The following is a 13,091-nucleotide window of genomic DNA, read 5'->3' on the forward strand; positions in this document are numbered from 1 at the left end:
TATGTCAACGATGACATTAAATAAATTAGTTGAAAAACTAAGTCCAGATTGTAGAAAAAGCTTAGAGGCAGCTGTTGCAATATGTAATAGCCGCAGCCATTTTACGGTTGAATTAGAGCATTGGTTGTTAGCCATGATTGAGCAGCAACTAGACGATGTTAGACTCATATTCGGTTCTTTCGATATTGATATTGATCAGGTGAAGCAAGATTTAAACCAATCACTAGAGTCATTTAAAACGGGCAGTGATTCATCGCCTAGCCTATCAGTGCATGTGACTACATTATTAAGGCAGTCATGGTTAAGTACCAGTATAGAATTCACCGATGAGCAAATTCGCAGTGCTTATGTTATTTATACGCTAACAAAAGACGATACGCTTTCAAGTTTAGTAACGCGCTGTAGCAAATTGTTTAATAACATAGAGCCAGGCCAACTGTTACATGCATGGCCTGAAATTGTTGCACAATCGCAAGAGCGAAATACCGCCAATGTAACTGCTGCAACACCTGCAAATGGTTCATCTAAAACACCGAGTTTAGATCAATTTACAGTTGATTTAACCGCTCAAGCAAAAGCGGGGAAAATAGACCCTATTCTAGGTCGTGATTTTGAAATACGTCAAATGGTTGATATTTTAACTAGACGTCGTCAAAACAACCCAATCTTGACGGGTGAAGCGGGTGTAGGTAAAACCGCTGTGGTTGAAGGACTTGCCCTAAGAATTGCCCAAAAAGACGTACCTGCAGTATTACAAAACGTTAAGTTGCACAGCCTAGATTTGGCTTTGCTTCAAGCAGGTGCGGGCATGAAAGGTGAGTTTGAAAATCGCTTAAAGTCGTTAATTAACGAAGTTAAAAACGCTGTTGACCCTGTGATTCTTTTTATAGATGAAGCTCACACTATGATTGGTAGTGGCGGACAAGCGGGTCAAAACGATGCGGCTAACTTACTAAAACCTGCTTTAGCAAGAGGGGAATTACGTACTATTGCAGCAACAACGTGGGCTGAATATAAAAAGTTTTTTGAAAAGGATGCTGCACTAACACGTCGTTTCCAAGTGGTAAAGGTTGAAGAGCCAACGCCAGAAAAAGCGGTTGCTATGCTACGTGGTTTAGTTCCTGTTATGGAAAAGCATCATAAAGTTTTTATTTCAGAGCAAGCACTTGAAAGTGCGGTGCATCTATCGCACAGATACATTACTGCCAGGCAACTTCCCGATAAAGCAGTTGCATTGTTAGATACGGCCTGTGCTCGTGTTGCTATGAGCCAAGCATCGACACCTAATGCGATTGAGCAGTTAATGAATAGACTTAGTGAAATTGAAGCGCAAGTTTTAATGTTAAATCGTGAGCAAAAAACCGGTTTAGATCATAGCGAACAATTATCAGCACTTAAATCTGAACTAGTTGAGATTGAACAGCAACTTGAACCATTAAATGAGCAGTTCAACGTTGAAAAAGGCATCGTTGCAGAATTAAACCAAGCGCTTGAATCGATTAACACCAACGATGCAGACTCTTCTGCTGAAGTACTTGAGCAGTTAAAAGAAAGTAAGCTTAAGCTAGCCTCGTACGAACATAACATGGTGCATTGGCAAGTTGATGAAGAGCTGATTGCACAGGTTATTTCTGATTGGACTGGTATTCCTGTTGGTAAAATGCATGAAGATGAAATTCATGGCATTTTAAATTTAGCTGCGCAAATGAAACAACGCGTAGTTGGCCAAGATCATGCGCTTGAACTCATGGCTAAAGTAGTACAAACCTCTCGTGCTCAGCTTGCAGATGAAAGTCGCCCTAATGGTATATTTATGCTGGCAGGCCCAAGCGGAGTGGGTAAAACAGAGACCGCGCTTTCACTAGCACAAGAAGTATATGGCAGTGAAGATAACGTAACAGTTATTAATATGTCTGAGTTTAAAGAAGAGCATAAAGTGTCATTACTACTTGGCTCACCTCCAGGTTATGTTGGTTATGGCGAAGGCGGTATTTTAACCGAAGCAGTAAGAAGAAAACCATATAGTGTGGTGCTGCTAGATGAAATGGAAAAAGCCCATCCAGGCGTGCAAGATATTTTCTATCAAGTATTCGATAAAGGCACCATAAAAGACGGTGAAGGCCGAGATATCGACTTTAAAAATACCATCATTATTATGACCTCAAATGTGGGTACTGATACCACAATGAGCTTATTTGAAGATGAAGAAAGTAAGCCAAGTATTAAAGGCTTATTAAAAGCATTACAAGATGATTTATTAGGGGCATTTAAGCCTGCATTTTTAGGACGAATTAACGTTATTCCATATATTCCGTTAAGTGATGAAATTCTTACCCAGATTGCTGCGTTGCAAATTAGTAAAATAATTAAGCGTGTTAAAAAGCACTATGATGCGCAATTAACGTATAACGATGATGTGATTGAGCACATTATTGCAAATTGTCAAAATGCCGGATCGGGTGCACGAAATATTCACACCATATTACAGAATAAAGTACTACCTCTATTGTCTGAGATCTTGCTTTCAAGCATGGTTGAAGGTGAAAAAGTAACATCTATCTCATTGTTAATTAAAGATAATGAGTTCGATGTTGAATTAACTAAAGTTAATTCAAAATAACTTGTTTTTAAGGTTGTTTCTTTAGTTTTAGGGCATTATAATTCGTGTGTTTTATATAGAAACAAGGAATTTTTGAGACATTGTCTTCATCTAGGGAAAGGAATTCTGAAGACCTTTTCATTGCTGTTTTAAAGATAATGATTTCAAGGAATTTTGGGTAACCAAAGTAAACGAATCCACATAATGGATAATATTGTTTAATAAAAAGGAGCATTATCAAATGCAAGCAAATACATATTTAAAATACGGTTCAATCAAAGGCGAAACTACTGCTGAGTCTTTCAAAGATTTAATTACAGTTTTATCTTTAGATTGGAACGTTAGCCGTGAAATTAGCGCAGCGACTGGTACGGCGATGGATCGTGAATCTAGCTCTACTCGTTTAGGCGATGTGACTATTACTAAACTTCAAGATAAAGCATCTCCGGATCTTTTCAAAGAAGCAACTATTGGTAAAGGTCTACCTGCTGTTTTCCATATCACTAAACAAGGTGATAAAGTTGAAGAAATCATGAAAATCGAACTTACAGATGCCATGATCTCTAGCTACTCAGTATCAGTTCAAAACGACCGTCCAATTGAAACAATCACTATCAGCTACACTGAAATGATGATGACTGTTACACCTACTGACGACCAAAACAACATCACTGCACCACTTGTATATGGTTACAGCGGTGTTAAAGGTCAACAAATGTAATATTTGTTACCCGATTGTAGCTCTGGGCTTTGCCCAGGGCTTTTTTTGATCTTCAGGATGGGAAAAGCAAGGAATGCAAAAAGCAACACAAGATAAAAACGTAATTCAAATTAGTACTCCTGTTGGTAAAGATGCCCTTTATTTAACACGCTTCGTTGCTCAAGAAGCCATGTCAGATTTGTTTGTTATGTCGGTCAATATGTATACCATAGGCCAACAAATTGCACATGAAGATCTGGTTGGCAAGCCTGTTTCTATCAAGGTAAAAAATGCCGAGGGTGGGGGAGAGCGTTTTTATCACGGTATCGTGAGTCAGCTTGTTTCTAACGGAAGCCGTACGGCGGATGTTGATGAGCAAAAAAATTACATTGATTATCAAGCTACCATTGTGCCTTTTGCCGCTTCTATGCGTAATCGTAAAAACAGTCGCATTTTCCAAAAGAAAACAATTAAAGATATATTCGCTGATTTGTTTGGCCAACACAATGTGGCTTTTTCAGATAAAACCAGTAAAACCTACCCCAAATACGAATACTGTGTGCAATACCAAGAGTCAGATTTTGACTTTATCCAACGCTTATTACAAAGTGAGGGGATTTTTTACTTCTTTGAGCATACAAAAAGTAATCATACATTAGTTTTAGCAGATGATATTACAGCATATGAAATGTGTGGTGAGGCTAAAGTTGTTCATTCAACTGGCCATTTAAGTGAGTCTCATGTTTCGCGTTGGCAGGGCGGATTAAGCTTAGCGCCAGGTAGTTTCAAACGTTTGGGCTACGATTTTAAACAGCCATCACGTTACCCTGATGCAGAGCAAGCAAACGCAGAATTACCGACCCAATCGGTATCAGAAATTTTTGAATATACAGCTGAAGCAGAGTGTCATCCCCGCGCGGCTAATTTGGCATCAGTTCAACTAGAGTCACTGCAAAGAGACATGAAGCTCTCGAGCGGGCGCAGTGACTGCCGCTCATTCTCTGTTGGTAAACTGTTTAGTTTCAAAAAACATGAAGACCCACGCCTTGAAGGTAAAACCTTTGCTATCACCTCGATGATGACGTCGATTGTGGTACCAAACCAATCAGGCGCTGCACAAGCATCGAGTGAAGAAGTGTATTCTAACCACTTTGAATGTGTGCCAAAAGACATTCCATACAGAGCGCAAGTGAGCAAAAAGAAACCGGTTATCAACGGCGTACAAACAGCCATAGTAACGGGTGATAGCGCCGATGAAATTATGATTGACCAATATGGCCGCGTTAAGGTGCAATTTGATTGGGATCGTGAAGGTAAAAAAGACTCTAAAAGTTCATGCTGGATCCGAGTTGCACAAAATTGGGCTGGCAAAAAGTGGGGCGCCTTTTTCTTTCCCCGCGTAGGTCAAGAAGTTCTGGTTGATTTTATTAATGGCGACCCAGATCAACCTATTATAAGCGGTGCTGTTTATAATGCAGACCTAATGCCTCCGTACGCATTACCTGGTGAAAAAACGCAAAGTGGTATTAAGACTCGCTCAACTAAAGAAGGTGGAGCAGATAACTTTAATGAGCTGCGCTTTGAGGATAAAAAAGGCAGCGAGCTTGTGTATATGCAAGCCGAAAAAGATAAACAGCTTTACGTTAAAAACGATCAAAACGAAAAAATAGATAACGACCGTAATGTTGAAATCCTCAATAACGATAATCTCAAAGTCACAGCTAACCGTGTTGCTGAAATGGGTGAAAATGACACCTTAAAAGTCGGTAAAACACTTAATATTGAAGCGGGTGACGAAATAGTGATAAAAACAGGCTCTGCGCAAATTAAAATGAGCAGTAGTGGCAATATTACTATTGAAGGTACAAACATTGATATTAAAGGCAGTAATGTAAAAGTAGATGGCAGTGCCATTACCTTATCTGCTGGTGTAATTAAGTTAAATTAATGATGGAAATAGTCAATAACTTTCAATCAGGATTTAGAAACGGCATTGCAAATAACGGGCACGTTGTTTACTGCCGTTATGGTTTACCGCATTTAGTGTGTTTACCGATAAACAGGCCAGACGATCCATTACTAAGCCCGGCTTTAAGTCATTTAAAAGCCATGAATGGCTATTATGCACAGCAGTTTTTTATTCATTTAAGTGATGCACTTAATAGTGAAAATGTAATTTCAAACTTATATCAATATGCAACTCAAAGCGCTGTGGCACTTTCTGATCACAGTAAAGATGAGTTAATTGAAGAAATTTCGCTACTGGTAACCAGTAACAAGCTATTAGTTATCCCGCTTTATGAATAGCATTTCATAAACCAACAAAGACACGACAAGGAGTCAAAATGGGTAAACCCGCTGCTACAATTGGTCATATGCATGTATGCCCTAAAGTGACCGCTAAAGTTCCACATGTGGGTGGACCTATAGTTGCTGGCTCTGGCAATGTGTTAATAGGTGGCATGCCCGCTGCCCGCAAAGGCGATATGATAGTGTGTGTTGGCCCGCCAGACAGCGTAAAAACAGGCTCGGGTAGTGTTCAAATTAATGGTAAACCTGCCGCCAGAATGGGCGATGATAGTGGCCACGGCGGAAAAATCGTTGTGGGCAACCCAACCGTGTTAATTGGTGGTTAACTTTGCTAGCGACCTATTTAAGTGATCATCAAGCACAATTACTACAAATTAGTAACGCTCAACTGTGCCCGTTTACGTGTGTAGGTCATGTTCGCTATTTAAGAAAAACGCTATTAGAAAGCTGTTGGTTAACGGCAAAAAACAATAATCAAAAAAATAACTTTGAATTGCCCACCACTGAGCAACTAGTCGAAATAATAACTAACACCAAAAACGATGAATTAGTTGCCCAAGCATGTATTGAAGTTATGGCTAACTTGCCACAAAATAAAAATATTATATTTATAAATGAATTACTTAATGAGCCAGCGCTGAGTGCTTTTTTTAAAATCATTATAAATAAAGTCGTTATCCAACAGCATAGCTTTAACTTAATTCGGCTACTAAATTTAAACACCTTGTTTTTTGCTTACAGTGCTGAGGAAGAGATTGCCCCGCAAACACTGGTCACTATAAATCAAATTACCAGCCTTGCGCAGCACCACGATAGACAGATATTAACGGCTATTTTTGATGCATTAAGTGAGCAAGCCCATCTATCACCCTTAATGTCGTTATTTTTGTTGTCGTTAAATTTTGAGCAAGTAAACAGCTTAAGTAATCATGCCAGTAATACCTTATCGGTTGATCACACATTGCATATTTTATTACAAAGCGGTTTTGTAAAACTAATTGTTTTGGCTAATTCTTTATTACAACAGGTAGAGCAACCCGCGTTAATTATTGCGCTAATAAGACGCATGTTAGGTGATAAACTCGATCAGCTAGTGGAGTACGATATCCAGCGACTCGCTTGGCAAGGTGATGAAAGCGCGCTAATAGATTTTCAGCAGCAGTTAAAACATAACTGGCCTAAATATGAAACCGCCATGTCGAGTTTACGACTGATTGCAGGGCACCCTCTTGATGAAGTGCCTAATGCCATTTATTTATCGGCCATGGATAGCTATAGCCAAGGGGTGTTTAATTTATATCGCTATTATCAACATCTCGCTGCCAATAAAACTCAGGACGAGGTGGCACCATGAGTGCATTTTCAATCGAGATGACATGCTTTTCTGTCCCAAATATTAGCAGCGTAGACACATTATTATTTGACGATAACAGTGCTGTTTTTAATGAGTTGCAATGGCAGTCTTGGGATGCATGTGTTTACGATTGCATAATTAAATCTAAAGAATTAATGGCAGAAGTCACAGACAGCACATTGCCGATGATTTGGTTACTACCGGCATTATCATTTCAAGATGAGCTAAAACAGTTATTAGCTCAAAGCTTACAACAGTTATACCCCGATCATAGCAACGAGCTGATTTTTCATGGAACAACAGGTGCACACTCTGCTATAGCTTTGGCTGGTGAAAAAAAATGGCAAAAATTTAATGTAATTGCTTTAGATGCAACTTTTAAAGCAAATAAACAGCAACAGTTTGTATATCAAGGTGTAGGTGGTGCGTTGGCTGTAGTTGAAATGGTGCCTTGCGGGTGGTCGCAGGTAAGCCATGAGATTGCAGCATCTATTGATTTTAGCAAACATAATCAGCTAGCAGGTATGCTTACGCGATTAGCTGAACAAACAGAGAATAAGATTGATCTAATTTTTGCACCGGGAAATGGGGTAGATGATGATAGTTGGCTAAACAATTTACAGCTACTTACTAGCTTAATTGATGAGCACACATATTACGAACTACCCAATTATAAATTAGGGAAAATAGGCGCACTAGAAGGGTTAGTTAATTTGTACCAATTAACCACAAGCCCTGCAATTGTTGAGCATTTTAGTTATGCATTAATGCTCTCCCAAGAGCAAGCTAAGCATCAAGGTGCAGCATCATACTTATGGATAAGTGAGGAAGTAGACAGCTAATGCAAAGTAATACCGTTGTTTTACAAGGAATAAGTTACCCAATTTGCCTCGTCGCTGGTAAAGGTTCTGCGCCGTCGGGCTTTGTTGCTGTAGCAGCTAACACGCCTGAAAGTGCCAAAAATCAAATTGCGCAAATAGGCAGTGCGCTTACTAGCGACGCCGCTAAACGTTTAGACGTTATTAACTTGCTTAACCTTGCAGGAGTGAGCTGTTCGCGCGGTGCGTCAGCCCGTGAAACCGCGAGTGTATTAACCCAAGCTTTGGTTGCAGATAAAATTAGTTGTTATCACCAAAAAGCTAAGTCGGCTATTCAAGTAAGCGATAACACTAATAGCGGCGCAGCAGGTAAAAAGCCAAGTAGTAAGAGCAGTTCAACAGCCTCAGGTAAAAGTGCCTCTCAAGCGCCGGCTAAAAACAGTGGCGGTGCAAGTAATAATACCCCAAGTGAAGAACCTATCACCAAACAAGAGTGCCGCTCTGATCCAGTTTCTATGCTCTCGGGTGAAGAAATACTGCCGCTTATTGATTTCACCTTAGCAGGTAGCAAACAATTAATTTGGCGACGCCTATACCGTTCATCGCATGCGGATGTATGCAGTGTAATGGGTAATGGTTGGCGACATGACTTTATGGTGCAGTTAACTGAGCATTACTTACCGCCACCTAAAGTAGGCCCAAAACAAAAAGGCACCTACTGGTTAGAATACCAAGATGAGCATGGCGCTAAACACCGCTTTGAAAAAGTAAAACCGGGGCAATCGAGCTATCAGCTAAGCAGTAATTTGGCGTTGCATTACCAAACTAATGGTAAGCAAGTATTGGTAACGCCAGATGATCAGCATCTTACGTTTAAAGCTGGCGAAAACTCATGGTTGCTCGAAAAAGTTATTAATGAAAAAGGCCAAAGTATTGGTTTTTATTACGATGCGAAAGAGCGCTTGCATCGCGTTGAGGTTAATAAAGCACGCGGCTGTATTTTAAAATATAACCCGCAAGGGTTGCTGGCAAACATTTCGGCTTATCGTACAGGTGATAACAACAAGCCAGTATTACTAACGCCGTTACTTGCGCAATATGATTATGATGAAAACAAAAATCTCGTTCGCGCGACCAATCAACAAGGTGAAACAGAGCATTATGGCTATAACGCCGCTAATTTATTAACTAAGCGTACCCGTGCCAGTGGTTTTAGCCATCACTTTGAATGGGATAGTTACTCATCAAGTGCTAAGTGTATAAAACAATGGGGCGATAACAACACCTATACGTATCAGTTTGAATATAATTTAGACGCTGGTGAAACAACCTGTATAGACTCGCGTGGGCATAAAGAACACTTTGTACATAACGCGCAAGGTAAGTTAGTTAAGCACACCGATCCTAATGGTAATGTTTGGCACTACCGCTATAACGCACAAGGCCAAAAAATAACGGAAATAAAGCCAGACAGCAGTGAAATAAAATACAGTTATACCCCTTACGGTCAGTTAGAATCAATAACGCAGCCAGATGGCAGTGTCACTAAATTTGCTTACAACCAATTGGGTCAGCGTGTATTAACCACCTTGCCTGATGGTCAAACAATAACCCGTAAATACAGTGTGGCGGGTTTGCTGCAAAGTGAAACCTTTGGCGACGGTCGCACCGTACTTTACAGCTATGACAAATTTGGCCAGCTAACCCAACACATAAATAAAGATGGTCAAGTCACTAAATTTGTATGGAACGAGCAAGGCGAGCTTTTAGCCAAACACCATAACGATGAGCTCATTCGCTACAGCTACGACAGTTTAGGCCGTGTAAATGCCACCATTAATAACGCAGGTTTGCTGACTCAATATAAATACAATGAGCACGGCCAGCTTGCGCAAACTATTGCCTTTGACGAAAAAGACCCTGAAAATAAACAGCATCAACATTTTAGTTACGATGATGCAGGGCGGTTAATTAGCTCGCAAAACAGTAAGGGTGATACCACCGAGCAACACTTTGAAGGGCTAAGCCAGCCACATTGTGTTATTCAGCCCGATGGCAGTGCATTGCATTTAACTTACGATAAAGAGCGCAACCTAACCGCTATCGAACGTAGCGACGGCCATGTATACCGCATAAGTTATGACGCTAACGAAAACCCAACGCAAGTAACTGGATTTGATGGCACGCTACAGCAATATAAATACGATGCTTGCAACCGCTTAACCTCGGTTACACAAAGCGATAAACGCCATGTAAAAATAGAGCGTGATAAATTAGGCCGCGTGATTGCGCAGCATGCCAGTTTGGCAACCGATACTCACATCGTTAATAACGCCAATTACTACAGCTATAACCTGCAAGGTAAAATTACTCGTGCGCACAATGCACAATCAACCTTAAAGCAGCAGTTTGATAAAGGCGGGCGATTAGTACGTGCTGAGCAAGTACATAATCAGCAACAAGCCCATACCTTAAAATACAGTTACGACGACTACGGCAGAAGGCAATCACTGACCTTGCCAGATTCAAGCAAACTGAATTACAGTTATAATAAATTTGGTCAATTGAGTGGCATTCACTTACAGCAAGCCAATAGCACGGCTGTTGAACTTGCAGCGCTTAGCTATGACAGTCAAGGTAATATTCAAACGCAAAAGTTTGGTAATGACATAACCCTTACCCAACAATTTGATGTATTTAACCGCCTAACACAACAGCAGTTAACCCATCCTGCGCAAGCACTATTTGATACCTGTACGTACATCTACGACAGCGTAAACCAGCTGATTGCGCGTAAAGAGGAAGGTGTTAGTAGTCATAATATTAATTTTGAGTACAACAGCCTAGGCCAGTTAATTCAACAAAATCTAGTAAGTTCTGAGAACACAAAAACCACGCAATACCAGTGGGATAGCTTTGGTAACCCAGTTAGCCAGTCAACGGTTAAAAATGACGAATTAGCTGAGCAGCAAACTCCTCAGCACAATGATGATAGCGACGCCAGCAATAAGGTTGAAAGTAACCAGTCAGAAAGCACACCTAATGTAATTAATAGCGAATATAACGATTCAAATGCAGCAACGTTTGCTAGTGATTTAAGTGATAATGATGATGTTATTACAGGTACCACTGATGCCGACCGGTTAACTCACTTTGGCGACAGCGACTTTCATTATGATGAATTTGGTAACCAAATACGCGAAACCGGCAAAGGTATAAAAACCCGCCGCGAATACAATGCATTTAATCAGCTAAGTTGCTTTAACAACAACGGTACGCTTACTCAATACGATTACGACCCACTCGGGCGTCGTATCGCCAAACACACCGAGCAGGGCAAAATTGACTACATTTGGGATAACGACCAGCTAATTGGCGAATACCAACAGGGTGAATATACCTGGTATATCAACCTGCCAAATCAATTTCACCCAGTCGCGCTGATTAAAAAAGGTGAGGTGTACTACTACCACCTAGACCAACTGAATACTCCACGTTTTGTAACCAACAACAAAACAGAAGTAGTCTGGGAAAACCAAGCAGATGTATATGGTTATGAAGAGTCAGAGGCAAACACTACAAATAGCTTCACTCAGCCAATACGTTTTCAAGGGCAATATTTAGATATCGAGAGTGGCTTACATTACAACCGCTACCGCTACTACAGCCCCAAACAACAACGCTTTATAAACCAAGATCCGATTGGCCTTGTGGGTGGCATAAACCACTATCAATATGCGCCGAATCCAGTTAATTGGGTGGACCCGTTTGGGTTGAGTTGTAAGGAAGGAGATGCTAAAAGGGTTGTTTTTGCTGGCCATGGGATTATAGATGAGACTAAATCTGCAATAGTCCCTGTGGGAAGTACTCTAACGGTATATGCATTTAATGGAGCGACAATAACAGATGACCTTGGGCAATTAATAGAAAGTGGCGGGTCCTTAAATAGTAATGTATATAAAAAGGTATATGTTGCTGGTGATGTTATCCCCGGGTATGTGTTACTTGATAACCCTGGAGATATCGAGCTTCTCGATAGTTCAGTTCAAGTTTCTAAACCAACAGATATATCAGAACTTCTAGCCGAAAATGTAGGGGATTGCCATTGGGCTGCATGTGCTTCAATCTTTGGGCATGAAAACGAGAATGTGATTCACCATACTGAGGGCATTTTCAAAAAAGAATCAAATAAATTTTATCAGCTACAAGATGACGATAGTTGGAGTGAGTTGCTTGAAGATAATGCTAGTGAAGATACTCGAAGTATAACTAAGCCATATGGCATAGAACAGTCAGCTTTGGAAAAAGCTTTAATTAATGATATCAATCCTGACAAGGTAATTAACGGTCGAAAAATAATTAACTCGGATCTAGCAGGTACTATTGTTAAAACTAAAGGCGGGGATGTTGCGTTCGATACCGATGGTTTCCCTGATTTTACTCCATACTCACAAAAAACAGTCTCCGTAGAGGGCTTGACTGGGGATATGCTAAATGATGTACCCTTAGCAATGGAAAAAGCTGGTATTGAAGTATACGATAAAACTAAATATGTTTGGCATCATCACCAAGATGCTAAAACAATGATGCTCATTCCTAAATCTGTGCACTCTGTTAGAAATGGAGGTGTTGCACATACTGGAGGCAGGGCAGTGATAAAACATAACAAAGATAATCCTAATAACGTATTGAATTATAAGTCTCCAAAAGAGCTTGTATAAGGTGTGATGTATGACTGAAATTAAGAGCATTAAACATATAATTAAAAGAGTATGGCGAGAGCCAGAATGTACCTTACTGTTATCTTCACAAGTTGACACCACACTGTATAGTGAACTTAGTAAAGAAATCCCAGATAAATATTTAGTTATAGAAGAAGTTTTTTGTGATGAAGAGCTAGATGATATATGGGAAAGCTTTAAAGGATATTTAAGTGAATACGAGGTTTTTCCTTTTCTAGGTTTATTTGGTGGGGCCGTTATATGTGTAGGTTATGGAGAGAATAACATTGGCAAAATATTTTATTTTGACTTCGACTTTGGTTGTTTGCAGTTTGACCGTGATGATTTGAATCAATTTATTAGTAAATTGAAGTGTGTTGATGCTTAGTTTTGTGAAAATTAGCTTGGTAACAAACAGAGAAATATATTTAAATTTTTAATTGTTCTCATTTAAGGTACTGCTGATGATATCTTATAAAAGAAATGATGTACGTATTGATTTAACACTAATGACAGAAAATTTCCAATCATTAAAGGATAGGGACGTGTTTCTTGATTGGTTTTTATTAGCATTAAGGCAAGCCCAGAT

Annotated in this window: 9 protein-coding genes; all 9 read left to right on the forward strand. The window is 39.9% G+C overall.

The genetic code is table 11. The features are described from left to right. The first annotated feature begins 1 nt into the window (after position 1). The 9 genes from tssH to PSM_RS16360 all read left to right on the forward strand — a co-directional run bounded on the left by tssH (position 2) and on the right by PSM_RS16360 (position 12,890). Complete coding sequence (gene tssH, locus PSM_RS16320; protein WP_013462972.1) at positions 2-2,620, forward strand: type VI secretion system ATPase TssH; 2,619 nt, start codon at positions 2-4, stop codon at positions 2,618-2,620. Between the two features lie 220 nt (positions 2,621-2,840). Next, positions 2,841-3,320: an Hcp family type VI secretion system effector gene (locus PSM_RS16325; RefSeq protein WP_013462973.1), complete on the forward strand. Its 480-nt coding sequence runs from the start codon at positions 2,841-2,843 to the stop codon at positions 3,318-3,320. Between the two features lie 73 nt (positions 3,321-3,393). Continuing rightward, positions 3,394-5,247 carry a type VI secretion system tip protein TssI/VgrG gene (gene tssI, locus PSM_RS16330; RefSeq protein WP_013462974.1) on the forward strand — a complete coding sequence of 618 codons (1,854 nt, stop codon included), beginning with the start codon at positions 3,394-3,396 and terminating at the stop codon, positions 5,245-5,247. Next, complete coding sequence (locus PSM_RS16335) at positions 5,247-5,606, forward strand: hypothetical protein (protein WP_016900103.1); 360 nt, start codon at positions 5,247-5,249, stop codon at positions 5,604-5,606. Before tssI ends, PSM_RS16335 begins: the two co-directional genes overlap by 1 nt. Positions 5,607-5,644: 38 nt before the next feature. Next, on the forward strand, positions 5,645-5,935 hold the full coding sequence (locus PSM_RS16340; protein ID WP_013462976.1) for a PAAR domain-containing protein: 291 nt from the start codon (positions 5,645-5,647) through the stop codon (positions 5,933-5,935). A 2-nt stretch (positions 5,936-5,937) separates the two neighbouring features. Further along, a complete protein-coding gene (locus PSM_RS16345) occupies positions 5,938-6,963 on the forward strand; it encodes a hypothetical protein (protein ID WP_013462977.1) in 1,026 nt (341 codons plus the stop codon). Beyond that, complete coding sequence (locus PSM_RS16350) at positions 6,960-7,805, forward strand: hypothetical protein (RefSeq protein WP_013462978.1); 846 nt, start codon at positions 6,960-6,962, stop codon at positions 7,803-7,805. Before PSM_RS16345 ends, PSM_RS16350 begins: the two co-directional genes overlap by 4 nt. Beyond that, positions 7,805-12,502 (forward strand): RHS repeat-associated core domain-containing protein, encoded by a 4,698-nt coding sequence (locus PSM_RS16355; protein ID WP_013462979.1) that lies wholly within the window; start codon positions 7,805-7,807, stop codon positions 12,500-12,502. Before PSM_RS16350 ends, PSM_RS16355 begins: the two co-directional genes overlap by 1 nt. A gap of 10 nt (positions 12,503-12,512) precedes the next feature. Then, positions 12,513-12,890, forward strand: a complete 378-nt coding sequence (locus PSM_RS16360) for a hypothetical protein (protein WP_013462980.1) — start codon at positions 12,513-12,515, stop codon at positions 12,888-12,890. The last annotated feature ends 201 nt before the right edge of the window (positions 12,891-13,091 follow it).

Source organism: Pseudoalteromonas sp. SM9913 (assembly GCF_000184065.1).
Taxonomy (GTDB): Bacteria; Pseudomonadota; Gammaproteobacteria; order Enterobacterales; family Alteromonadaceae; genus Pseudoalteromonas; species Pseudoalteromonas tetraodonis.

Excerpts from the sequence above, each read along its gene's own strand:
- tssH (WP_013462972.1), top strand. The coding sequence starts at position 2 with ATGTCAACGATGACATTAAATAAATTAGTTGAAAAACTAAGTCCAGAT.
- PSM_RS16325 (WP_013462973.1), top strand. The coding sequence starts at position 2,841 with ATGCAAGCAAATACATATTTAAAATACGGTTCAATCAAAGGCGAAACT.
- tssI (WP_013462974.1), top strand. The coding sequence starts at position 3,394 with ATGCAAAAAGCAACACAAGATAAAAACGTAATTCAAATTAGTACTCCT.
- PSM_RS16335 (WP_016900103.1), top strand. The coding sequence starts at position 5,247 with ATGATGGAAATAGTCAATAACTTTCAATCAGGATTTAGAAACGGCATT.
- PSM_RS16340 (WP_013462976.1), top strand. The coding sequence starts at position 5,645 with ATGGGTAAACCCGCTGCTACAATTGGTCATATGCATGTATGCCCTAAA.
- PSM_RS16350 (WP_013462978.1), top strand. The coding sequence starts at position 6,960 with ATGAGTGCATTTTCAATCGAGATGACATGCTTTTCTGTCCCAAATATT.
- PSM_RS16355 (WP_013462979.1), top strand. The coding sequence starts at position 7,805 with ATGCAAAGTAATACCGTTGTTTTACAAGGAATAAGTTACCCAATTTGC.
- PSM_RS16360 (WP_013462980.1), top strand. The coding sequence starts at position 12,513 with ATGACTGAAATTAAGAGCATTAAACATATAATTAAAAGAGTATGGCGA.